Source organism: Streptomyces sp. NBC_01306 (assembly GCF_026340465.1).
Lineage (GTDB): Bacteria > Actinomycetota > Actinomycetes > Streptomycetales > Streptomycetaceae > Streptomyces.
In genome coordinates this window covers 79,842-103,952 of the sequence record NZ_JAPEPC010000003.1, presented here as the reverse complement: position 1 = coordinate 103,952, position 24,111 = coordinate 79,842, and the positions used below count along the sequence as shown (strand labels likewise).

The window sequence follows — 24,111 nt, the reverse complement described above, 5'->3', positions numbered from 1 at the left end:
CCCGCACCGAGAAGCACGGACAGCAGAGAACCGCAGAGAACCGCAGAGGAGGACTCCCGTGACAGCCATCCCGCAGCCGGAAGAGCCACAGTGGCGCGCGGCCCACATCGCCTACTTCGGCGACGACACCGACCAGCTGATCCTGCACGCCGTACGGCCGGTGATCGAGCGCTGCGCCGGTCACGTCGAATCGGCCTATGTGCTGCGGCACTGGCGCCGCGGCCCCCATCTGCGCCTGGTGGTCCGGGCCACCCCCGCCGTCTTCGCCGGGCTGGTGGAGCCCGCCGTCTGCGAACTGGTCGGCGGACATCTGCGGGCGCGGCCGTCCACCGCGGCCCCCCTCGAAGAGGCCGACCTGCTGCCCCTGCACCGCCGTCTCGCCGCAGCCGAACGGGAACCCGGCCCGCTGACCCCCTTCTACCGGGACAACTCGATCACCTGGGAGGAGCACGACCGCCGGATCGACGTGCTGGGCTGTCCGGTCGGCGCCGACGAACTGGCCCTCTTCTACCAGCGGACCAACAGCCTGCTGTTCGAGCACCTGGAATCCGTCGCCGCGGGACTGCCGCGCGAGACACTGGCCCTGCGCCTGATGCTCGCCACCGCGCACACACTCTGCCGGCACCCGCAGGACCCATCGATCCGTCGCGGGTTCGTCTCCTTCCGTTCGCACGCAGAGGGCTACCTGAGCACGGTCGGCCCCCAGGTGCGGGACGCCTTCGAGCAGCGGTACACGGCCAACAGCACAGTACTGACCGCGCAGGTGCGCGCCGTGGTCGCCGCCCTCGATTCCGGCGCGGCAGAGCCCGGGGCGCCGGACACCGGGAGATCGGAAACCGGGGCCGCGGCAGAGCCGGGCCCGGCGTCGGAACTGCACCGCTGGGTGGCCACGATCGATCCGCTGGGCACCCGCTGGACCGCTCTGTACGAGGCCGGCGAGATCCCGGAGACGGAGATCCCGGCCGACGAGGAGAACGGCATCGGCGAACTGCTCACGACCAGCCCGCTGCACCGGGCGATCAACGGCAGCGCCACGTACAAGCAGATGATGTACCGGGATCCGCGCTTCCTGCGCTACCGCCTGATGCTCAACTACACCTACCTCCACCTCTCCCGCCTCGGGCTGCCCGGCCTGACCCGCTATCTGCTCTGCCACCTCACGGCCAACGCGGTGGAGGAGGTCTACGGGGTCAGCGCGCTCGAACTGGTCCTGGCCACCGCCGCGAGCGCTCCCGCCACGCCGGAGAACGCGACCGCACCGGCACGGACACACCGATGAGGACCGCCCCGCCCGGTGCCTGCCCTGCGCACGCGGAGAACGCAGGAGCGGCAGCGCGCCGCTACCACGCACGGCACGGCGGTGTGCTGCCCACCATCGACCCGGCAGCGGGCAGCACCGCGCCCAAGCACCATCCGGGCGTGCCCGTCCTCCCCCTGCCGTTCCCGCCCACATTCCCTTCCCCTTGCGCCGACCACGGTCCGGCCGCCTTCCCGGAGTGTCTGGGCGCACTCCTCGCCCTGCTCAACGGCATCACCCGGGTCGACTGGACCGCCGCAGGCGTGGGTGCAGGCCGGCCAGTGCCGTCCGGAGGCGGCACCTACCCGGCCGAGGTGTACACGGCCACCGCCTCCGGCCTCTGCCACTACCTGCCGGCGGCTCACGCACTCGAACTCCTCTCCCCCGCCGACCTGCGCGACGACCTCACCCGCGCGCTGGACCGCCCGCCCCTCGAACAACCGCAATCAGTCCTGTTGATCACCAGCCGGCTGGACGCGAACCTGGCCCGCTACGGCCTCTTCGGCCACCGTCTGCAGGCACTCGACACCGGCGTACTGACCGGGCAGGCGCTCACCCTGCTGGAGTCGGCCGGTGCCGCACCAACGGCCCACACGCGCTTCACGGAGGAGGAACTGGGCCGCCTGCTCGGCCTCGACTCCGCAGCCGAGCGCGTCCATGCGGTCGTCACCGCCCGGACTCCGGGCGCGATCACGCCCGGCGCGCCGCTGCTGCGCCGCCGTACCGCCCGCTCCGGCTTCGAGCCGGTCCCCGTCCCGTCGGCCGCCCTGCGCGCGGTCCTGGAAGAGGCCGCCCGCCCGATCCCCCTGGACCATGCCGCCCCGGCCGACTGCGACCTCTACGTCGTCGCCCAGCGCGTCACCGGACTGGAGGCGGGCTGCTACCGGTACGACCCGCGCAGAGGCCGGCTCGTACCGGTCACCGGGGACCTCACGCCACGGGACCTGTTCCCGCCCGGCGGCCCCGGAGAACTGGCGGGCTTCGAAGCCGCCTGCGCCGTACTCGTGACCGGCGACTACGAGGCCGGCTACCCCGGACACGGCGACCACTGGTACCGGATGCTCAACCTGCGGGCGGGCGTCATCGGCCAGCGGATCGGCCTGGCCGCCGCGCGCGCCGGGCTCGGCGCCGGACTCCGCTGCGACGTCGACATCGCGGCCGCCGACACCGTACTGTCCACCCGCCCCGACCGGACCACGCTGCTCGCCGTGCTGCTGGGCCCAGAACGCGGCAGCGGGACACCGGCCTGTCATCTGCTCGGCAGGGAAGGCCCGTTGTGAACCAACCGGACCTCCCGACCGTACCGCCCCCTGCCCGGCCGAGGACACAGTGATCACCTCCGACTCCACACCTCTCCTGCGCCCCGACGTCTTCCTGACCCCGAGCGGCAACGGCACCGTCTATGTGCGCTCCAGCCGCGGCACCGACCTGATCGCCGCGCCCGGTATCGCCGGCTGGCTGGACCGGCTCACTCCGTTCCTGGACGGCACCCGCACCGTGGACCAGCTGCTCGACGGCCTCGACGCAGACCGCCGCACCGTGGTGCTGCGGATCCTCCAGCTCATCGACCGCCACGGCCTGTTGGCAGACCGGGCCACTCCCGGCCCGGACCAACCCGCCGCCGCCTACCCGCAGCTGCGTGCGCTGGTCCTCTGTGCCCCGGCCACGGTGGACGCACTGACGGACGCACTCCGTCTGACCGGGCTCTGCGCCATCACACCGGTGACCGACCACGCAGCAGCCCGGACCGCGGTGGCGGCCGGCGGCCACGACGCCATGCTGCTGCTCGCAGCCGGCGACGATCCGCAGTCCATCGCCCTGCTCGACGAGGAATGCCGCACCCACGGCCTGTGGTTCGCCGCGGCTGTCCGTGACACGCAGTCCTGGTGGCTTGGCCCCGGCCCGGAACGCACCGCAGGCGGCTGGCTCGGCGGCTGGCTGCGCGTACACGGCACACAGACCGCCCCGCGTATGCCCCAATACCCCAACGAAGCAGCCGACTTCGCCGCCACTCTGCTGGCACACCGCTTCCAGCAGGCCTTTCACGGCCCCTCCGCCGGCGCGGGCAACGAACCGGAACCGCTCGTCCGGCTGGACACCGCGACCCTGACCACCACCCGCCACCCCTACCGGCCACACCCCGCCACACTGCCCGCGACGCCGGAATCCGCGGCCCGGTTCCTCGCCGGGATCTCCGCGCTGCGCGACGGACAGACCGTCAGCCCCGGAGAATTCTCCCAGCGCGCCGCAGGCTGCATCGACCCGCGCAGCGGGCTGCTCGCACACCTGGAAGAAGGGGCCCTGCCACAGTTCCCCCGACACGCCTCCAGGGCCCTGGTCCGTGACCCGCACACCGGCCGGGCAACACACCCAGTCCACGCCACAGGCCCCGACTTCACCACCGCGCGCCTTCGCACCGCGCAACGTGCACTCGCGCTCTACGCACTGCTCGCCCTCGACCCTAGGCGGTTCGTCCCGGCCCCCAACGGACCCTCCCTGTGGGCCTGGTCTCCGGAACACGGCACGGCCCACCTGGTCCCGGCAACCTCCGTCACCGCGCTGGGCCCGCACGCACCCCGCGGTCTCGGCTCCGGCGCCACCTTCGAAGAAGCGGTGACAGCGGCGCTCCGCGACCTGCGCGGCCCCGCGCACGGCACACTGATCGTGCCGCTCGATCACGACCCGGCCGCCACCGGGATCCTGCCCTACCTCGTGAGAGCGGTGCGCTGCGATGACTGACGCCCCCCTGCCGGCCGCCACCCGGGTGCACCACGACGGCGGATTGCTCGGCCAGGCCCTCGCCCGCCGCACCGCCACCGCACCCCCACCACGGACCGGGACCCGGCTCCTGGCAGCCGACACACCCGACGCAGCATCAGAAACCGCGCGCGAACTCGCTACCGGCGGGCACTCGTTCCTGCTCGTCGTCGCAGAACTGGATCGCGTGGTCATCGGCCCGCTGGTCCGCCCCGGCACACCCGGCTGCCACCGCTGTCTCGCCACACGCCGCGCCGGAGCACGTACCGACGCGGCGGAAGAAGCAGCCCTGCGCACCGCCTACGGCAGCCGCCTCACCGGCACAGTCTCCCCGCTGCTCACCCCGATCGCCGCCGACCTCGCCGCGCACCTCGCGCTGAACCGGCTCAGCGCGGCGGCAGCCACCGAACAAGCCGTCACTATGGTCCGCCTCACCGACCTGGAAATCACCCGGCACCTCTATCTGCCCGACCCCCACTGCCACAACTGCGGCAACCTGCCCGACGACTCCCCCGCCCGCGCGACAATCCCACGCGTCCCCCGCCCCAAACCGGACCCCGAGATCCTGCGACTCCGGGACCTGCGCACCGAGCAGGCCGATCTGGAAGCCCGCTACGCCGACGACGAAACCGGCGTACTCAAGGGACTACGAACCCGCGGACTGCACACCCTGCCCTTCGCCGAAGCCAAAGTCGGCCCACCCGAGTCGGTCGACGGCGGTTACGGACGCGCACTCGACTTCCGCACCGCCAAAGTCACCGCAATCGCCGAAGCACTGGAACGGCTCGGCGGAGGCCGCCCAGGAGGACGGCGCACCGTCGTGCACGGCAGCCACCGCGAACTCACCACCCGCCACCCCGGCCGTGTACTGGACCCGGCAACCACCGGCAGCCACGAACCCCACCGCTACCAGGAACCCGGCTTCCCCTTCCAGCCCTACCACCCCGACCTCGTCCTGCCATGGGTCTGGGGCTACTCCCTCACCCGCGAACAACCGGTCCTGGTCCCCGAGAGCCTCGCGTACTACCGGCTCGGCCGCCACCACCCGCAGACCGCACGACCGTTCGTCTCCGAAATCTCCAACGGCTGCGCACTCGGCGGCTGCATCGAAGAGGCCGCCCTCTACGGCCTCCTGGAACTCGCCGAACGCGACGCATTCCTGCTCACCTGGTACGCCAGGATGCCCGCACCCGCACTCGACCTGCACACCGCGTCCGACCAGCGAATCGGCCTGCTCGCCGACCGGATCCAGGAACGCACCGGCTACCGCGTCGAAGTCTTCGACGTGACCGGCCCCGAAAGCATCCCCTGCTTCTGGGCCGCCGCCATCGACACACAACCACCCCCCACCCCCGGCACGGAACCCCCAACACCCCGCCCCAGTGTGCTGTGCGCCGGCGGCTCCGGACTCGACCCCGAACGAGGCATCTTCGGCGCACTGCACGAACTCGTCACCGCCATCGAGGCCTACCAGCTGATCTACCCACAACGCGCCAAGGACGCCGCCCGGATGCGCGAAGACCCCCACCACGTCCGCCTGATGGACGACCACGCACTGCTGTACTGCGACCCCGTCGCCGCCCACCGCCTCGACTTCCTCCTCAACCCCGACAACCGACCACCACACAAACGCCTGAACCTGCGCGAACTCGCGAAGCGTTACGCCTGGCCGCGCCACACCGACCTGCGTGCGGATCTCGATGAGTTGGTGGGCCGTTACGCCACGACCGGCCTCGAAACGGTCGTCATCGACCAGACCACCCCGGTCCACACCTCATCCGGGCTCTCCTGCGTCAAAGTCCTCGTCCCCGGCCTCCTCCCCATGACCTTCGGACACCACCTACGCCGCATCACCGGACTCAACCGGGCACTGACCGCCTCACACCACCTCGGCCACACCACCCGACCGCTCCGCCCAGAAGAACTCAACCCCCACCCCCACCCATTCCCCTGACCCAAGGGGCCCAGAAGCCCAGGGGCCCAGGACAACATCCACCCCAAAACCGGTGACCAGACAGGCCCACGTCCACTCAGGACCAATGCGTCAAATGGAACCGGACCAGTACCCCCACCCACGAGATATGGAACTCGAAGAGCTGACTCCGAATGCCGGACCGGACATGGCACTCCGTGACGACCTACGGGCGCAGCAGAACCGAAGACGCGGTTAGGCATGGAATCACGGGAAACCACCCCCACCCGCACAGGAAACAGACCGCACAGCCGTCGCGCGGCACCTCGGCCTTGAGACCATCCCCGCGGGCGCGGGGAGCAGACTGCGCGACCTACGGTTACGCCAGCATCAGCACTACCTCCCGACTAACCGCCGCGCACTCAACTTGCGGCCGAGACGGCCGGGCGTCGGCGGTCCTCGCGGGAGCAGATCCGCGCCAAGCGGGCTCCGCCGCCCCGCGCCACGATGGTTACCGCACCGGCACCTTCATGATCTCGAACGCGGTCTCCTCAGCTCTGGACGATGCCTCACTCGCGGCAGTCGCGCGCGCCGCCGACGAGTACGGTCTCCCCTGCGAAGAGTCTGCCCCGGCGGATATCCCGGGCTACCGGCCGCTGGACAACGACCGTGCCCTGCGCGCCTGGTACCTGCCCGAGAAGGGCTTCCCCGATGGACAGGCCTGGCTCGCAACCCTGGACACTGCCCCAGCCACGCAACCCAACACCACGCGGACGCCAGCCGGAACCCCCGCCGCACCCCGAGGCGGGGGCTGTCTCCTGAACACCCCCGAAGGCGCCACCACCGCTGCGGGCGCGGTGGTGGCCTCGGGTGCCTGGACCACCCCGATCCTCAAAGCCCTCAACCCGGAACTACCCGCCGTCCCGGCTCTCGCCACGGCCGACACCGTGCCGAGCGTGACCGACCCCGGGGCCCTGCATCACTCCTCGACACCACCCTGATGGACCGCGCTTACACCGGCATGCCTGACGGCTACGTTCCACCCCCGAGCCTTGCCCCCTCGCCTACGACAGCACCGGCCGGGCCCTCACCGGAGTGGCCGCCTCCCACCTCGCGCACCCATGACCCGGCTTGCGGAGAAGCCGTGGATCCCGCCGCGGTCAGGCGCAGGCCGGGCACAACCCACGGTAGGTGATCTCCACCGAGCCGACGGCGAACCCGAACCGCTCGGCCTCGGGCAGGTCACCGAGGGCATTGCCGGCCGGGTGGACGTCGCGGACCGTGCCGCAGCCGGAGCACACCAGGTGCTGATGGGGGCGGCGCGCGTTCGGGTCGTAGCGCTTGGCCCGGCCCACGGTGGAGACCTCCAGCACCTCGCCGAGCCCGACGAGTTCCCCCAGGGTGTTGTAGACGGTCGCGCGGGAGATCTCGGGAAGTCGCGCGGCGGCCCGCAGATGCACCTCGTCCGCCGTCAGGTGCACGTGGTCGCCGTCGAGGACCTCCGCGACGACACGGCGCTGCGAGGTCATCCGCCAGCCACGGCCCCGTAGACGTTGAAGGAGGTCGCTCATCTCGTTTCCTCTGCTCCGCTTCGCGGGGGACGGCCCCCGCGAAGGATCCGACGACGCAGCACCCCGGTCGTTATGGTTTTAGCGCACTTCTTGACTTGGACGAAGTCCATCGTAGGATCGATCCCGGCGACATCCAAGAGACAGGATGACTCCGGTACGGCAGCAGAGACACGTGACGGGACACCGCGGGTCGACCGCGCAGTGCCACCCGCCGGCCCAGCACCGTCCTCGTCGCACCGCCCGGGATCGTCCGGTCCGGTGGTCGTGAGGCGCCCCGGGCTGCCCGCGGTGAGGCCCTGGAACACAACGTGCCCCTTCTGCACGGCCCGAATCCTCCTCCCCCGTTCAGCGCCCCACGACCCGCCGGGTCCGGAAGGACTGCCCATGACCGAGAACCACGAGTCGCATGTCTTCGATCCGGTCACCCCGGATTCGCCCGAGACGGCCATCCCCGAGGTGCCCGAGGCGCAAGCGAGCGGCTGCCCCGTGGCCCACGGCCGCGCGGCGCACCCCACTCAGGGCGGCGGGAACCGCCAGTGGTGGCCGGACCGCCTCAACCTGAAGATCCTGGCCAAGAACCCCGCGGTGGCGAACCCGCTCGGTGCGGACTTCGACTACGCGGCCGCGTTCCAAGGGCTCGACCTGCCCACGGTGAAGCGGGACATCGCCGAAGTGCTCACCACGTCACAGGACTGGTGGCCGGCCGACTTCGGCAACTACGGGCCCCTGATGATCCGGATGGCCTGGCACAGCGCAGGCACGTATCGCATCAGTGACGGCCGGGGTGGCGCGGGCGCCGGTCAGCAACGCTTTGCCCCGCTGAACAGCTGGCCGGACAACGGCAACCTGGACAAGGCCCGCCGTCTGCTGTGGCCGGTCAAGAAGAAGTACGGTCAGGCGCTGTCCTGGGCCGACCTGCTGATCCTCACCGGCAACGTCGCGCTGGAGACCATGGGTCTCAAGACCTTCGGCTTCGCCGGTGGCCGCGAGGACGTCTGGGAGTCGGAGGAGGACGTCTACTGGGGCCCGGAGACCACCTGGCTCGACGACGAGCGCTACACCGGCGACCGTGAGCTGGAGAATCCGCTCGGCGCGGTCCAGATGGGCCTGATCTACGTCAATCCCGAGGGCCCCAACGGCAACCCGGACCCGATCGCCGCAGCCCGCGACATCCGCGAGACCTTCCGCCGGATGGCGATGAACGACGAGGAGACCGTCGCCCTCATCGCCGGTGGCCACACCTTCGGCAAGACGCACGGCGCGGGCCCGGCCGAGAGCGTCGGCGCGGACCCCGAGGGTGCCCCGCTGGAGGAGCAGGGCCTGGGCTGGCGCAACTCGTACGGGACGGGCAAGGGCGGGGACGCCATCACCAGCGGTCTGGAGGTGACCTGGACCAGCACCCCGACCAAGTGGGGCAACGAGTTCTTCCACAACCTCTTCGCCTACGAGTACGAGCTGACCAAGTCCCCGGCCGGTGCGCACCAGTGGGTCGCCAAGGACGCGGAAGCGACCATCCCGTACGCGCACGACGCGTCCAAGAAGCACAAGCCGCAGATGCTCACCACCGATCTGGCGCTGCGCTTCGACCCGGCCTACGAGCAGATCTCGCGCCGCTTCCATGAGAACCCGGACGTGTTCGCGGACGCCTTCGCGCGCGCCTGGTACAAGCTGACGCACCGCGACATGGGTCCGATCCAGCGCTACCTGGGCGCCGAGGTTCCCTCCGAGGTACTGCTGTGGCAGGACCCGCTGCCCGCGCGCACCGGTGAGCCGCTGGACGCCGCGGAGATCACCGCGCTCAAGGAGCAGGTACTCGCAACGGACCTGACGGTGGCGCAGCTGGTCTCGGCCGCCTGGGCCTCGGCCGCTTCATTCCGCGGCAGCGACAAGCGCGGCGGCGCCAACGGCGCCCGGATCCGCCTGGAGCCGCAGCGCGGCTGGGAGGCGAACGACCCGGACGAGCTGGCCCAGGTCCTGCGCGCTCTGGAAGGTGTCCAGGCATCCTTCAACGCCAAGGGCGGCAAGCAGGTCTCACTGGCCGACCTGATCGTCCTCGCGGGCAACGCGGCCGTCGAGCGGGCGGCCAAGGACGCAGGCGTCGAGGTACAGGTGCCGTTCACCGCGGGCCGGGTCGACGCCACTCAGGACCAGACGGACGTCGAGTCCTTCGCTGCCCTGGAACCCGTGTACGACGGCTTTCGCAACTACGCCGGCAAGGGCAGCCGTCTGCCCGCCGAGTATTTGCTCCTCGACCGGGCCAACCTGCTGACGCTGAGCGCCCCGGAGACCACCGTCCTGGTCGGTGGTCTGCGCGTGCTGGGCGCCAATACCGGCGGCTCGAAACACGGCATCCTCACCGACCGCCCGGGCACGCTGACCAACGACTTCTTCGTGAACCTGCTCGACCTGGGCATCACTTGGAAATCGACGTCTTCGGCGCAGGACGAGTTCGAGGCCCGCGACGCGACCGGCCGGGTCAAGTGGACCGGCACCCGCGCCGACCTGGTCTTCGGCTCCAACTCCGAACTCCGCGCCCTCGCGGAGGTCTACGCCGGCGACGACGCGCAGCAGAAGTTCGTGACGGACTTCGTCGCCGCCTGGGCCAAGGTCATGGACCTCGACCGCTTCGACCTGATCTGACCCCGGCGCACTCCAGTTGTGGGGTCGGTGCGCACACGCACCGACCCCACAGCACATCACAACAGCCCACCCTGCTCTCCCAAGGCAGCGGCCGAGCAGGCTCGCATGGCAGTCGGCCACCCGCGAGGGGAGAGCGACTCGCGGTCGAGGGCTACTTGCCGGCGGTCCGCCCGTAGAGATCGCCCTCGTAGTAGTCACTGGGGTCCGGGTTGTCATCCAGCTGCTTGTTGCGGACGAAGAACGCGCCCAGCTTCTTGAGCCACTGGTTCACCTCGCCGCTCCTGGTCTTCGCGGCCAGGTCAGCGGTGGAGAGGGTCTCCACATGAGAGGCGTCGGACTTGGCCTGGGCTTCGGTGACCTGGAGCATCTTGGCGGCGAGTGCGATGGACTCCTCCGGGTGTTGCTTGCGCCAGTCGTTGGCTTGCTGCAGCACCTTGATCACCTTGCTGTTCTTCGCCCCGGGCACTTTGTTGCCGGCGACGAACGCGGTGGGGAAGGCGTTCCCGGTGTCCTTGGTACTGGCTATCTCCTCAAGGCCCGGAACTTTCTTCTTGATGGTGTCGATGGCGGGGTAGAAGAAGCCGGCGCCGTCGATCTTTCCCGAGGAGAAGGCGGAGACGATGGTGGACGGGTCCATGTTGACCTTGTCGATGTCCTTCACGGTCATCCCGGCCTTCGCCAGGGCGATGTTGAGGATCATGTCGCCGGAGGTGCCCTCGGGTACGCCGACCCGCTTGCCCTTGAGGTCCTTCATGGACGTCATGCCGGGCTGGCCGATGACCCGGTCGGCGTACGTGAGGGTGTCGATGGCGATGACCTTGGCCTTGCCGGAGGCCGGCAGCCACATCGCGCCGGGCCCGATGTATCCGTAGTCGAGGTCACCGGCGCTCAGCGCCTGGACCTGCACCGGACCGTTGTTGAACGACTTCACGTGTGCGGTCAGGCCCGCCTTCTTCCACAGCCCCTGCTTGTCGGCGATCGCCAGCAGGCTGGCCCCGTTGTAGTCGCCGATGTAGCCGAACCGAACCGTGCTGTTGTTCTCGGAAGCGCTGTCGGAGCAGGCGCTGAGGGACAGCGAGAGCATGAACGCGAGGGGCAGCGCCGTGACGGCGCGCCTGATCGACTTTCTGGGCATGCGGAAATTTCCTCTCGGGGTGGTGCGCCGGTCGATTCTGCGAAGTTCCTGGTACGGAGGTTCAGGGCGCGGGCCCTGGGATGACGAGTCAGGCCGCCCGGGGCGGGGCTTCCTGGTGGTACACGGCGGTCCACACCCTGTTGCGGATATGCAGGAACTCCGGCGAGAGCCGGATTTCCTCGGTACGGGGATAGGGCAGATCCACGTCGATGACGCGATGGATGCGGCCGGGCCTTGCGGCCATGACGACGACCCGGCTGGCGAGGTAGACGGCCTCGTCCACGTCGTGGGTGATGAACAGCACGGTGCGCTTCTCCTGGCTCCAGGTCTGCAGCAGCTGGTCCTGCAGCTGCACCCGGGTCAGGGCATCGAGCGCCCCGAACGGCTCGTCCATCAGCAGCACTTGGGGATCGACCGCGTACGCACGGGCGATGGCACAGCGCTGTTTCATTCCTCCGGAGAGCGTCTTGGGCAGGGCCTCGGCGAACTCGTTCAGACCGACGAGGCTGATGGCCTGCTCGGTGCGCCGGTGCCGCTCGGCGGCGGGCACCGAGGCGATCTTGAGCCCGAACTCCACGTTCTGCCGTACGGTCAGCCAGGGGAAGAGGGCGTACTGCTGGAAGATCACCCCCCGCTCGGGGCCCGGCCCTGACACCGGGGTCCCGTCGACCAGGACACTGCCCGAGTCGGGCTCCTGCAGCCCTGCGGCCATGCTCATCAGGGTGGACTTGCCACAGCCGGACGGCCCCACGACTGTGACGAACTCCTGGTCCGCGATGTCCAGGCTCACCCCGCCGAGCGCGGTGAAGGACGCGCCCTTCAACGGGAAGGTCTTTACCACGTCACGGAAGGTGATCTTGCTGTTCATCGTCGCTCCTGCCAGCCGGTGAGACGTCGCTCGGCCAGCAGCAGCAGCCGGTCCATGACGAGCCCGAGTACGCCGATCGTGATCAGGGACACGAAGACCGCGTCCATGTCGAACCAGGTGGACGCCTTCTGCATCCGGTATCCCAACCCCTCTTGCGCGCCGATGAGTTCGGCGGCAACCACGGTGGCCCAGGACGCGCCGAGGCCGATCCGCATGCCGACCAGGATGAACGGAGTGGAGGCCGGGACGACCACCTTGGCGAAGATGGTGCGGTCCGAGGCGCCGAGCACCCGGGCCGCGTTGATGAGTGTCCTGTCGACGTCGATGACACCCTGGAAGGAGGAGAGGACGCAGGACATGAACGAGGCCAGGAAGATCACGGCGATCTTCGGCACCTCGCCGATTCCCAGCAGTACGACCGCCAGCGGAATGAGCGCGAGCGGCGGAATGGTGCGGAAGAACTGGATGTACGGCTCGATCAGGGCGCGCGCGATGGGGTACCAGCCCATGAGGAAGCCGACCGGGATGGCCACCGCCACGCCGAGGGCGTAGCCGAGGAAGACCCGGCGCAGGCTGGCGAACGTATCGGATGCGAGGGTGCCGTCGGAGATCATGGCGCCGGCCTTCTCCGCCACCCCCGTCGGCGCGGGCAGGTTCTCGACCAGCCCCAGGGCGGCCACGACGGCCCAGACGGCGATGCCTGCGGCCACCGCGACGACGTTGAGGAGCAGGGGCCGGTGCCGGGTACGGCGCGGCTGCTGCTGCGCTTCGGCGGCGGATTTCTCCGCAGGAGCGATCACAGCCATGAGTTCCTCGCTGGTGGCTTCACGCGTTCTCCTCGGGGACGGGCTGCGGGTAGTGGGAGAGCAGGGGGGATTCATGAAGAACGAGGGCGATGCCGCCCAGCGCGCTGCCCGCGTCGCCTAGCGTCGCGCGCCGTACGTCCACGTATGGGCGGGCCATCGGCATCAGGTGCTGCCGCAGGGCTCGTTCGACCGGCCCGAGCAGCGCGGGGCCTGCTTCCGCCAGCTCGCCGCCGATGACGATGACGCCCGGGCCGACGGCCTGGCAGACCGCGGCCAGCACCCCGCCGACGTCGTCGCCGACGCGCTCCAGCGCCTTCAGGGCGGACGGTTCGCCGGCAGCGGCGGCGTCGAGGAGCCCGGCGATGCCTTTGGCCCGGCCGCCGGCTTCGCGGTAGCGGTGCAGAACCGCGTCGAGCGAGGCACGGGTCTCCAGACACCCGGTCCCGCCGCAGTCGCACGGTCTGCCGGCCGGGTCCACGGTGATGTGCCCGAACTCGCCGGACAGGCCGTTGCGGCCGCGGTGCAGCGCGCCGCCCACGACCAGTCCGCCGCCGACGCCGTGTGACAACCGCAGGTAGAGCACGTCGCTGCTGTCCGCCGCCGCACCCCACACCGCCTCGGCGAGCGCCGCGAGGCGGGTGTTGTTGTCCAGGAGCACCGGCACACCGAACTGCTTGCGCAGCAGGTCCGGCAGGCCGTCGATGCCCTGCGCACGGGCGTTTCCGCTGCCGGGGTCGGTGATCGGTCCGACCACGCCGACGCCGATCGCGCTGAGTGCGTCGAGCTGGACGGTCGCCGACGCGGCGAGGAGACGTACGGCGATATCGACCCGTTCGGGCCAGGACAGGTCTGCGGCATGCGCCTCGCTCGCCGAACCAACCACCTCATGGGCGAAGTTGACGGCCGCGACGTGCACGGAGCGGCGCGCGAAGTCGATGCCGACCGCCTCCCCCGCCGCCGGGTTGAGGCTGAGTTTCTCGACCGGCCGCCCGCGCTTGCGAACCTCGACGTGTGGTGTGCCGGTGACCACGGAGCCATTGCCCACCAGCCCGGCGAGGATGTCGTGAAGCGTGGTGCGGGACAGCCCGCTGCGATCGCCCAACTCTGCGCGGCTCAAGGGGCCGTGCCTGCGGAGCAGCCCAAGAACCGCTTGCTCATGGCTGCGGCGCAGGCGCGTCAGCGGACCGTCGTGTTCGTGCATGCAGGACAGCATGTGAGTGCCGAGTATTTTCGTCAATAAGCCGAAACAAATTGTTCATATGAAGGCTATGTGTCAACAGCTGCCGCAACGGGTCCACCCTGACCTGCCGACATGTACGGTGCAGACGCGCCCGGCACCCCGCCGGGCGGCTTTTCGGCAACGCGAAACAGTAGATGCCTCCCTCGGCGGGGTCCCCCGTACGATTTGCGTCCACCCTCTTGACTTAAATCATCGCCGGGCCGGAACATGCGTCGCACGGCACCGTCGAGCACGCACCGGATGCCGAATCAGCCATCCCCAAGCGGAATCTGTCGAGGCGTCAAGGCGGCGTGCCCGAAATTCCGACGTCTCCGATGCGTCCGCCCGTCCCGGCCGACGCGCGAGCCGGACCGACCCGAAAGGCCCTCCGTGCGCCGCAACATGCTCTTCCTGATGACCGACCAACACCGGGTGGACACCCTGGGCGCGTACGGCAATCCGCACACGCGCACCCCGAACATCGACCGGCTCGCGGACGAGGGAACACGGTTCGACAGCTTCTACACTCCTACCGCGATCTGCACCCCGGCGCGCGCCAGCCTGCTCACCGGGGCGGCTCCGTTCCGGCACAAGCTGCTGGCCAACTACGAGCGTAACGTCGGCTATCTTGAGGATCTCTCCGACGGCCAGTTCACCTTCTCCGAGCAACTTCGTTCCGAGGGCTACAACCTGGGCCTGCTCGGCAAGTGGCACGGCGGCGTGCAGCGCACCGCCGCCGACTACGGCTTCGAGGGCCCCGACCTGGCCGGCTGGCACAACCCCGTGGACCACCCCGACTACCTCGCGTACCTGACGGAGAACGGCCTGCCCCCGTACCGCATTACGGATCCGGTGCGGGGCACCACGCCCAACGGCAGCCCGGGAAACCTCCTTGCCGCCCGCCTCCACCAGCCGGTCGAAGCCACCTTCGAGTACTACCTCGCCACGCGCACCATCGAGATGCTCCATCGCTTCGCCGCGCAGGAGGACCACGGTGACGGGGCGCCGTTCTTCCTGGCCACCCACTTCTTCGGCCCGCATCTGCCGTACATCCTCCCGGACGCGTACTACGACATGTACGACCCCGGGCTGGTCGAACTGCCCGCCTCCGTGGGCGAGACCTTCGCGGCGAAGCCGGCCGTCCAGCAGAACTACAGCAAGCTGTGGGCCTTCGACACCATGGCGCTGGAGGAGTCACGGAAGCTGGTCGCCGTCTACTGGGGCTACGTGACGCTCGTCGACGAGCAGATCGGGCGCATCCTCGACGCCATGCGCGAACTCGGGCTCGACGACCGGACAGCGGTCTTCTTCACCGCCGACCACGGCGAATTCACCGGCGCCCACCGGCTGCACGACAAGGGGCCGGCCATGTACGAGGACATCTACCGCATCCCCGGGCTGCTGAAGGTCCCAGGCGCCCCGCAGGGCCAGGTGCGCGACGAGTTCGTCTCCCTCACCGACTGCACCGCCACCATTCTCGACCTGGCGGGCAGCGCAACGGAGCCGGCCGTGGACAGCCGCAGCCTGCTGCCCCTCGTACGCGGTGAGCACCCGCAGTGGGACGAGCACCATCTCGCCGAGTTCCATGGTCACCACTTCCCGTACCCGCAGCGGATGTTGCGCACCAGAAGCCACAAGCTGGTGATCAACCCCGAGTCCTGCAACGAGCTGTACGACCTCGATGCCGACCCCGACGAGCTGCACAACCGCCACGACCACCCGGAACTACTCGGCGTACGCACGACACTGACCCGGCAGCTGTACGACCTGCTCCGCGAGCGTGGCGACAATTTCTACCACTGGATGACGCCGATGTACGACGTGGAGACGGACTACGACACCACGCTTTCCGCCTTCGAATCCGACGGGCCCGAAGCGCACTCCGGGGCCGGACAGTCATGAACCACATGCTGCCGACAGCACGCCGCAAGCCTTGACGACAAAGGGGACAGCCTGATGAAGAGATCCGAGAACGGAATGCACATCGGCCGACGGTCCGTACTGACCGGCATAGCCGGATCCATGGGAGTGGCCGCGCTGCCCACGGCCACTGCCGAGGCGCTGCCCGCGCAGACACAGGCGCACCCGACGTCTCACTACCCGCAGAACTGGCCCGAACCGGAGCCGTACGGACTCGCGGACGCCCGCCAGGACTTGTGGCCGCGGGAGGACAACTCCTTTGCCCTTCCCCTGGAACTCCGGCCCAGAGACAAGGAGTTGGGCCGCGTCTGGATGCGCGACGCCTACGTCAACTGCTTCGTCGTCGACGGCCGCGCGCTCTACGTCGCCACCGGCACCACCCGCGTGCCCGGCCTCGCCGTGGCCGGCCCCTGGAACGACGGCATCTTCGTGTGGACGGCACGGTCCCTGCACGGCCCTTGGCAACTGGCCGACACCACCGGCATCCGGCCCGGCGCCGAGCGCGGAAAGGTGTGGTCACCCGAGTTCGTCGGGGAGAACCGCCCCGGCCGCACGGTCGTCGCCCCGTGGCAGGAGTACTGGTACGACGACCAGTTCGGCAAGCGGGGTGAGGCGTGGGCGCCCGAACTGCACTACTTCCGCGGCAAGTGGTACCTCGTCGCGTGCATGGGCGACCACTCCCAGAAGGTCGGCTCATTCCTGCTGGTGAGCGACGGCGGAGTCGCGGGCCCGTACCGCCTCGCCGAAGGCAACCTCGAAAAGCCCTTCGGTGATTCGTTCATCGGCGGGCCCCCGTTCATCAAGCCCGGCGCGTACTACCACATCGACGGCAGCCTCTTCTCGGAAGGAGCCGACGCATGGCTGGTGCTGCACAACAACCTCTACGCCAAGTTCCGCGACGACATGGAGGACATCGTCCCGACGACGAACCTCCCGGCCTTCCAGCAGAAGCCGTACACACCGGAGCCGTACCTGGAGGGTGCCTACGTCTTCAAGCACGGCCGCAAGTACTACCTGGTCCAGGCCGCGTGGGACCGTACCTCGATCGATGCCTACGGCAGCCCCCGCTACACCTACGACGAGGCGGGCACCGGCCGGACGCAGTACCAGTACGACGCGATCGTCGCCGTCGCCGACCGTTTCGAAGGACCGTACTCCGAGCGCTGGACCGCGGGCGTGGGCGCTGGGCACAACAACTTCTTCACGGACCGCGACGGAGACCTGTGGGCGACCTTCTTCCGCAATCCGGCCGCCGGATACTGGGCCGACCCGTCCCGCACCGGCGATGCCGCGGTGGCCGGCGTCGTACGCCTGGAGTGGACCGGCCCGAAGGGCAACCGTCTGTACGTACGGCGCCGGAGCCAGGCAGCGCTTGAGAAGTAGTCACCGAGCACGCCGGCCACACGGTTGGGGTGGCCTCTGCCGCCAGGGGCAAGGTTCCCGGCACGGGAGTGTGCACCTATGGCTGCAGTGACCGCCGAGCAGGAGCACGTCGGCGCAGTTGCCGCACGGGTGGCTAGCGGCTCGTCTCGATTGCTTGGCTGGGTAATTGATCCGTCGAAGCCGAAGCGGCAGGCTGTCTTCGGGTCGTGATCATGGAGGTGGTTGTGGGGCATCGTCCGGAGGTGTTCGTCCGGCCAGTTGGTCTGGAGGAGGGCCGGCGGCTCCAGCGGATCAGTAGGACGGCGAAGGATGCGGTGAGGCTGCGGCGGGCGATCGTGGTGATGACGTCCGCTCAGGGCAAGTCGGCGCCGGACATCACCTCGTTGATGCAGGTCAGCGCCGGTTTTCGGCGGGTACGAGGGCTGGTCGCGCTCTCACCGGTGTGCAGCGGTGTACTCGTCACAGTGCCTCCCCGAGGCACTGTGGACCCGCCGGAACAGCCCGTGAACCCATCATAAGGACCGGCATGTCCGAAGAACTGGTAAGAGCCAGGCACTCCACGTCACCCGGAAGGAACCCCGCCCATGACCGTTCTCGCCTCCCCCATCCCCCGCTTCCACCTCGCCGTCCCGGTCGACGACCTGGCCGCCGCCCGCCGCTTCTACGGTGAGACGCTCGGCCTGGAGCAGGGCCGCAGCGCCGACACCTGGGTGGACTGGAATCTGCACGGCCACCAGTTCGTCACCCACCTCGCCCCGGCCCGCACCGAACAGATACACAACCCGGTCGACGGCCACGACGTCCCCGTACCGCACTTCGGGCTGATCCTGACCATCGACGCCTTTCACCGGCTCGCCGACCGGCTGCGCCTCGCGGACACGGAGTTCGTCATCGAGCCCTACGTACGCTTCGCAGGCGAACCCGGCGAGCAGTGGACGATGTTCCTGCTCGACCCGGCCGGCAACGCCCTGGAGTTCAAGGCGTTCGCCGACGACTCCCAGGTGTTCGCCGCCTGACATCTCCCGTGCGAGGTGAAGGGCTTCTGGAGGGGCTGCCCGCTGACCCATCGGGCAGCCCCTGTTCCATAGGTGGTCGCTCAGGAAAAGCCTGCTCGCCCCGCGGCCCACCTGCGGCGATCATGAAGAATCATCAGTTCGTCGAGGTCGCGCGCACTCTGGGGGTCGAGCTGTTGCCAGCCCGCGCAATGCGTCCGACCGACAAGGCGGCCTGCGCACGTGCCTTCGCCGGGATCCAGTCGTTGCTACTGGAACTCCTGCCCGATTTCTGCGGTGTTGATGTCGCGGACGGGGACCTGGACCCGCAGGGAGACGCTGTCTGGACGCTTACGGAGAGGGAGCACCTTCTGGCGACCTGGGTTGTCGCGGTGTGGCAGAACCGAAAAGTTGATCAGTATTCGCCTGCCTGGGACCCCGGTGGGCGGCACCACCCCCAACACGCTGTTCGCCGCCACGGCAGCCCGCGGTGGGAGCAGTCTGGAAATTCCTGATCCAAGCCTGTAGTACGAGTTGCTGCCCACCCACTTCGTGAAGATCGACCGCCGTCGCGGTGTGACGGTCGGCGGACTTTGGTACGAAGGCACCGGTCCGGTGCTGGATTCCTATCGAGGTCGGCTCTCCAGCCGCCGCGGGCGGCACGCGGGCAAATGGGCGATCAACCGCGATCCGCGGGACTGCCATGAGGTCTATTTCGAGGACCCCGAGCGCCCGGGACTCCGGCATGTGCTGAGCTGGAACGGGCTGCCACCGGGAGACGACGTCCCAGCTTTCTCCGATGCACGCGTACACGAAGTGCTCCGCGCGGCGGCCCGCTCCGGCCTCAAGCCACATGACGACGGCAAACTGCCGTCTGTATGGCTGGAGTTGATGGCCGCGCGCACGCCGGTCAGGGCCTGACCAACCCAGATGGCGGCCAAGCAAAGAGTGAGCGGGCCCGCGAACTGGCACGGGCTCGCGCCACTGTCTCTGACCGGCCGCCAGTCCCGTTGACGCTCTGCCTCCGCTGGCCGTGACGGTCCCGGACGGTCTCCACTAGGGCTTGTTGCGAAAGTGGATCCTGGCCGCCGAGTCCACCTCGTGCCGGTTCACAGGGCGATCACGATTTTGCCGTGAACGTGCCTCTCGGCCTGCGTCGTCACGGCTTCACGGATCTGCTCGACCGGGAAGGTCGCCGCGATCGGAACCGTGATCTCGCCGGCATGGATCGCGTCGGCGATCCGTTCCAGGGCGCCCGGACCCGCGTCGAGGGCACCCGCCTTGCGGACACCGGGCGGCGGGGCGGGGCCGTCGGCCACGACGGAGATCCGCTCGGGTGCCACGCCGAGCTTGAGGGCGGCCTCGGCCGCCTCCCTTCCGAAGAGGTCGGTTGCGGCGGTGATCCCCTCGGGCGCCAGGGCCCGCACCCGGTCCGCCAGGCCAGGGCCGTACGCCACGGGTTCCGCGCCGAGCCCGCGCAGGAATCCGAAAGTGCTCTCGGAGGCGGTGCCGAGCACCCGGGCACCCGCAAGCTTCGCCAGTTGCACGGCGAAGATGCCCACGCCACCCGCCGCTCCACCGATCAGGACAGTGTCCCCGGCGCGGAGTTCGATCGCGGCGAGCGCGGCGGCGGCCGTCAGGCCGGACACCGGAAGCGTGGCCGCCACCTCGTCGCCGATGCCATCCGGGGTGGGCCACAGGTCTGCGGCGGGGGTCTTGACCAGCACGAAATCGGCGACGGACCGGCCAATCGCCGCCCCGTACACCCGGTTGCCGGCTGCGAATCCGGTGGCTTCGGCGCCCACTTCGTCCACCACTCCGGCGAAGTCGCTGCCGAACCCGGCCGGCAAGGTGATGCCGAACCGCGCCGCCATGTCGGGCCGTGTGGTGATCTGCCAATCCATCGGATTCAGCCCGGCGGCAGTGACCCGGACGCGGACCTCGTCCGGTGCGGCGTGCGGCTCGGGTATCTCCTGCAGTTCGAGTACTTCGGGACCGCCGAATCGCCGGTAGCGGACAGCTTTACTCATCGGTGACCTCTCCTGACCAGTGATGGGACTTGGTCTTATCGACCGTACACCATTGATGGGACCAAGTCCCGTACACTGTTTCCATGACTCGCTGGCAACCCGACGCACCAGGACGACTCGCCGCCGCTGCCCTCGACCTCTTCGAGGAACAGGGCTACGAGAACACGACCGTGATCGAGATCGCGGAGCACGCCGGGCTCACCAAGAGCACGTTCTTCCGGCACTTCCCGGACAAGCGCGAGGTGCTCTTCGGCGGGGGCACGGTGGCCGGTCTCCTCGTCGAAGGGTTCGCCTCGGCGCCGCCGGAGTCCGGACCTCTCGACTCGGTGGCGGAGGCCCTCGATGCGCTCGGCCGGACGTTCTTCACCGCCGACCGCCGCGAGTTCAGCGGTCGGCGCCAGGCCGTTCTGAACGCCAATACGGAACTGCGCGAACGTGAAGCCCTGAAGAGGATCGAGCTCACCGCCTCGATGATCGAGGCCCTCAACCGCCGCGGAGTCCCGAGCCTGACCGCGCGTGTGGCCGCGCAACTGGGCACGCTCGCCTGGGAGATCGCCTACGACCAGTGGATCAGCACCGACAACAGTGAGGGCTTCGGCCCGCTGGCACGGCAGGCGCTCGCCGACGTACGCGCGGCCGGAGCCGTGCCCTAGGGTCTGTCGCGAAAATGCTGGTCACAGCCCACTCGTTGATGGCTGCGACCAGCGCTGTTGCCTCGTAACGCGCGGCCAGCTTGTCGTATCCCGCGGCTACCGCGCGGTGGCGTTTCAGTCGGTCGATCCCGCACTCCACCGCGTGGCGTTCCTTGTAGTCCTCCTTGTCGAAGGTCGGTGGTCGGCCGCCTCGGAAGCCGAACTTCTTGCGGTTGCGGACCTGATCGGCCTTCTCCGGGAGGGTGCATTCGATCCTGCGTCTGCGCAGGTAGGAGCGGTTCGCACAGGAGCCGTAGGCTTTGTCGGCTCGGCCCCTGTCCGGCGTGGTCCGTGGCCGCCCCGGTCCTGCGCGGGGGACCCGGATGCACTCCAGGACGGGCTGGAACTGCGGGCTGTCGTACCGGTGGCCGACTGTGATCCGCAGCGACAGCGGCTTCTGCCCCTGCTCGGTCGCGAGGTGGATCTTCGTGGTCAGACCACCTCGGGAGCATCCGAATCCATGGTCGCCCGGCTCGGTATCGATCCCTCCGGGAGGTTCGCGCTGGAGATCCCCTTTTTACGCGCGCCGGCGGCGTGCTGATGGGCCCGGCAGACGGTCGAGTCGACGCTCACATCCCAGGTGATAAGGCGTGAAGTGGTGTCCCGTGATGGAAAGAGAACGCGCCGTATCCGACGCGAACGGCCGCCGTCGGCAGAGGGAGACGGCCTTTCATTTTCCGGAAAAGAAGCCCGCCGACCTACAGCAAGTCAAGGAGACACGCACGGTTTCCGTACGCCTCGCTGAACCGGACCAGCTCCGTCCGGGTGAATAAACACTCCCTGAGGACCCACCCCGGCCAATCCAAAGCGCGCGTGGCCACGAATGCACTACCGGCAGACCTATCGAAAGGCGGCACCGAAACTGGCCTCATAAACCCAATAGAAAGCCGCACCGCGACATCTCAACGCGCCCTTCCCTATGCCCTGTTCAGGTCGGTATCCCAAGTGCCGCCATCATCTGACACCAAGGCCTTCCTACGCATGCCCCTTAGCTTGGGTTTCGAGCGGTGTTCCAAGGCGGCTGCCTGCGGGCATCTCAAGCTCGCTATTCTCGGCAGGGTGTGCCCACAGGCTGCGGGGATGAACGATCATGCGCTGTCGTCGTCCGGTGCCGGGCGACGACCACTCGCCTCCGAACTGCGGGTGAGTGCTCGCGCTGTCGTAGTGGATCACGCGAGTCGGATCCTTCTGATCCGGCACTGCGACAGCGGCCAGGAATTCCACGTGCTGCCCGGCGGACGTGTCGAGCCTGGTGAGACGGCTGCCGAAGCAGCAGTCCGTGAGGTACTGGAGGAGACTGGATTGCGGGTCAGTGTCGGTGAACTGCTCTGGGTCCGCGAGTACCTACCGGAGCAGAACTCCGGCAATCCGTATCACCGCACTCAACTGCACCAGCTTCAGCTGTACCTCAAAGCCCAACTGGAGTCCGAAGCCGCGTTGCCGGCGACAGCGCCAGACCGCACACAATCGGCCGTTGTCCGGCATCCCCTGGCCACGCTCAGCGAGCTGGCCCTGTTTCCGCTCGGGCTACAGACACCGCTGACCGCCCTTGGCGCTGGCCAGGCGGCGGACGCTCCCGTGTACCTCGGCGACCTGCTCTGATCTTGATATGCCGCCGGTCCGTGCGCCGCGCCGGCAGACCGGAGTACGGCGCGGACCTGAGCGGGCGGGACGGTGTCTACTTGCCCACCTGATGGGCGATCACGACACGACCTCACCCAGTGTTCGCCGCTGAGCTCAGCCAGAGGGTGAACCAGAGCCGCTCGGACCGCCTCTGCTGAGCACACCCGGCCGGATCGGCTACGACGCGTCGACGATCCGGTGCCGGAGATGCCCGTAGGTCCAGGCAGCGAGGCTGGTCGGGTGGTGGTCCGGACGGTTCGGCCCTGTTCGGGCACGAAGTTCTCGCGCAGGCCGGTCGATATTCCGAGCCCGGCCTCGACCAACCCCTCGGTCATCCCGGCCTCGTGGAGCTGTACGCGCGTGGCGTCGTCGGTGATCCGCTCGACCCTGGTCCGCCGACCGGTGGCGGCGGTGAGGATGCCGGCGACCTGTCGCCGTGTACCGGGACCTGTGCCAGGTTCCCGGGCAGGACGCGCCCGGAGAGTGGGCGGCCACCGACCCACAACCACCGAGAGCGCCCTCGTTGGGTCTGTCCACCAGTGGCGGGCCCCGCGCCCAGCCGGCGTGCTGAGCGGCTCGGCGCGTCGGCGAGCCTCCACCGCCTCCTGGACCTGGCGTTTCTGACGTGTGCAGTGGCCGCGGCGAGGTCGTCGACCGTGCGGTCCCGGTCCCCCACCTCGGCCGGGGAAGGTTGACCACTACGCGAGGGGGTTCCGCCCGCATGCTCGGCGGATTCCGGAACCGAGTTGTGAACCCGGATCCGGACGACCTGTTTGTCGAACGGAATGTCCGTCAGGTCGAAGGTTTCGCGAGGTGCCGGGTGCAGGGAACTTTGGGCGCCAGGACGCGGTAGCCGCTGCCGGGCGGTACGGCCCGGACCAGCCCGTGCCGCGCGGCCACGGCGAAGAGATCGCGGTCGACGGCGAGACGGAGCCGGTGATCGTGAAGTGGGCGGGTGGATCTCACACCAAATCTAGACGAGACAACCTCACCCAGGAACAGCGGGCCGCGGAAGCTGGGCGTCGACTGGGCGCGAGCGGCACGGCCCACGTCACACACGCGTGAACCTCATTCGCGAGCTGCGGTGTTCGTTGCGAATCTGCCCGAACGGCGGGGCGCGGCCCACCAGCACAACCAGCGGCGCTGCCCGGGCACTGTAAAGCGCGCGTGGAGGCACTTTGGAGGGCGTGGGGAGGTCAGTGCCCCGGGGCGCGCCGGGACGGGCTCGCAGCACGACGAAGCGGCGGCCCCCGGAATTCCGGGGGC

The 24,111-nt window shown here is 69.2% G+C and carries 20 protein-coding genes; 12 read left to right on the top strand and 8 right to left on the bottom strand.

What is annotated here, in order from left to right; genetic code table 11:
- The first annotated feature begins 58 nt into the window (after window positions 1–58).
- The 5 genes from OG385_RS36060 to OG385_RS36040 all read left to right on the top strand — a co-directional run bounded on the left by OG385_RS36060 (window position 59) and on the right by OG385_RS36040 (window position 6,967).
- On the top strand, window positions 59–1,279 hold the full coding sequence (locus OG385_RS36060) for a thiopeptide maturation pyridine synthase (RefSeq protein WP_266862280.1): 1,221 nt from the start codon (window positions 59–61) through the stop codon (window positions 1,277–1,279).
- A complete protein-coding gene (locus OG385_RS36055; protein WP_266862278.1) occupies window positions 1,276–2,577 on the top strand; it encodes a nitroreductase family protein in 1,302 nt (433 codons plus the stop codon). The genes OG385_RS36060 and OG385_RS36055 overlap by 4 nt, the downstream gene beginning before the upstream one ends.
- 49 nt (window positions 2,578–2,626) lie before the next feature.
- Entirely contained in the window at window positions 2,627–4,036 is a 1,410-nt protein-coding gene (locus OG385_RS36050) for a hypothetical protein (RefSeq protein ID WP_266862277.1), read from the top strand.
- Complete coding sequence (locus OG385_RS36045) at window positions 4,029–6,008, top strand: TOMM precursor leader peptide-binding protein (protein ID WP_266862275.1); 1,980 nt, start codon at window positions 4,029–4,031, stop codon at window positions 6,006–6,008. The genes OG385_RS36050 and OG385_RS36045 overlap by 8 nt, the downstream gene beginning before the upstream one ends.
- A gap of 488 nt (window positions 6,009–6,496) precedes the next feature.
- Window positions 6,497–6,967 (top strand): hypothetical protein, encoded by a 471-nt coding sequence (locus OG385_RS36040; RefSeq protein WP_266862273.1) that lies wholly within the window; start codon window positions 6,497–6,499, stop codon window positions 6,965–6,967.
- A 159-nt stretch (window positions 6,968–7,126) separates the two neighbouring features.
- Here the strand turns inward: OG385_RS36040 and OG385_RS36035 are convergent, their stop codons facing one another.
- Window positions 7,127–7,537 (bottom strand): Fur family transcriptional regulator, encoded by a 411-nt coding sequence (locus tag OG385_RS36035; RefSeq protein ID WP_266862271.1) that lies wholly within the window; start codon window positions 7,535–7,537, stop codon window positions 7,127–7,129.
- Between the two features lie 384 nt (window positions 7,538–7,921).
- Here OG385_RS36035 and katG point away from each other — a divergent pair, with 384 nt between their 5' ends.
- Complete coding sequence (katG, locus tag OG385_RS36030; RefSeq protein WP_266862269.1) at window positions 7,922–10,177, top strand: catalase/peroxidase HPI; 2,256 nt, start codon at window positions 7,922–7,924, stop codon at window positions 10,175–10,177.
- A 151-nt stretch (window positions 10,178–10,328) separates the two neighbouring features.
- Here katG and OG385_RS36025 read toward each other — a convergent pair whose 3' ends face one another.
- The 4 genes from OG385_RS36025 to OG385_RS36010 form a co-directional block, all read right to left on the bottom strand.
- A complete protein-coding gene (locus tag OG385_RS36025) occupies window positions 10,329–11,312 on the bottom strand; it encodes an aliphatic sulfonate ABC transporter substrate-binding protein (protein ID WP_266862267.1) in 984 nt (327 codons plus the stop codon).
- Window positions 11,313–11,400: 88 nt separating this feature from the next.
- The gene (locus tag OG385_RS36020) at window positions 11,401–12,180 is read right to left on the bottom strand and encodes an ABC transporter ATP-binding protein (protein WP_266862265.1); all 780 of its coding nucleotides are present in this window, start codon (window positions 12,178–12,180) and stop codon (window positions 11,401–11,403) included.
- Entirely contained in the window at window positions 12,177–12,986 is an 810-nt protein-coding gene (locus OG385_RS36015) for an ABC transporter permease (RefSeq protein ID WP_266862263.1), read from the bottom strand. The genes OG385_RS36020 and OG385_RS36015 overlap by 4 nt, the downstream gene beginning before the upstream one ends.
- A 19-nt stretch (window positions 12,987–13,005) precedes the next feature.
- Window positions 13,006–14,199, bottom strand: a complete 1,194-nt coding sequence (locus tag OG385_RS36010; protein ID WP_266862261.1) for an ROK family transcriptional regulator — start codon at window positions 14,197–14,199, stop codon at window positions 13,006–13,008.
- 408 nt (window positions 14,200–14,607) lie between these two features.
- Here OG385_RS36010 and OG385_RS36005 point away from each other — a divergent pair, with 408 nt between their 5' ends.
- From OG385_RS36005 to OG385_RS35990, 4 genes are all read left to right on the top strand, one after another.
- Window positions 14,608–16,107, top strand: a complete 1,500-nt coding sequence (locus OG385_RS36005) for a sulfatase-like hydrolase/transferase (protein ID WP_266862482.1) — start codon at window positions 14,608–14,610, stop codon at window positions 16,105–16,107.
- Between the two features lie 54 nt (window positions 16,108–16,161).
- Entirely contained in the window at window positions 16,162–17,508 is a 1,347-nt protein-coding gene (locus tag OG385_RS36000) for a family 43 glycosylhydrolase (protein ID WP_266862259.1), read from the top strand.
- Window positions 17,509–18,092: 584 nt separating this feature from the next.
- Window positions 18,093–18,524: a VOC family protein gene (locus tag OG385_RS35995; protein ID WP_266862257.1), complete on the top strand. Its 432-nt coding sequence runs from the start codon at window positions 18,093–18,095 to the stop codon at window positions 18,522–18,524.
- Window positions 18,525–19,052: 528 nt separating this feature from the next.
- Complete coding sequence (locus OG385_RS35990; RefSeq protein ID WP_266862255.1) at window positions 19,053–19,421, top strand: hypothetical protein; 369 nt, start codon at window positions 19,053–19,055, stop codon at window positions 19,419–19,421.
- Window positions 19,422–19,609: 188 nt separating this feature from the next.
- Here OG385_RS35990 and OG385_RS35985 read toward each other — a convergent pair whose 3' ends face one another.
- Complete coding sequence (locus OG385_RS35985; protein ID WP_266862253.1) at window positions 19,610–20,530, bottom strand: NADP-dependent oxidoreductase; 921 nt, start codon at window positions 20,528–20,530, stop codon at window positions 19,610–19,612.
- A gap of 83 nt (window positions 20,531–20,613) precedes the next feature.
- On the opposite strand from OG385_RS35985, the gene OG385_RS35980 reads away from it, so the two are divergent.
- On the top strand, window positions 20,614–21,183 hold the full coding sequence (locus tag OG385_RS35980) for a TetR/AcrR family transcriptional regulator (RefSeq protein ID WP_266862251.1): 570 nt from the start codon (window positions 20,614–20,616) through the stop codon (window positions 21,181–21,183).
- Here the strand turns inward: OG385_RS35980 and OG385_RS35975 are convergent.
- The gene (locus tag OG385_RS35975; RefSeq protein ID WP_323183987.1) at window positions 21,101–21,607 is read right to left on the bottom strand and encodes a hypothetical protein; all 507 of its coding nucleotides are present in this window, start codon (window positions 21,605–21,607) and stop codon (window positions 21,101–21,103) included. The two genes, OG385_RS35980 and OG385_RS35975, sit on opposite strands and share 83 nt — an antisense overlap.
- Before the next feature lie 695 nt (window positions 21,608–22,302).
- Between OG385_RS35975 and OG385_RS35970 the strand changes: the two genes are divergently transcribed.
- Window positions 22,303–22,824, top strand: coding sequence for an NUDIX domain-containing protein (locus OG385_RS35970; protein ID WP_266862249.1), 522 nt, complete (start codon window positions 22,303–22,305; stop codon window positions 22,822–22,824).
- 813 nt (window positions 22,825–23,637) lie between these two features.
- Here the strand turns inward: OG385_RS35970 and OG385_RS35965 are convergent.
- Window positions 23,638–23,811, bottom strand: coding sequence for a hypothetical protein (locus tag OG385_RS35965; protein ID WP_266862247.1), 174 nt, complete (start codon window positions 23,809–23,811; stop codon window positions 23,638–23,640).
- Between the last annotated feature and the right edge of the window lie 300 nt (window positions 23,812–24,111).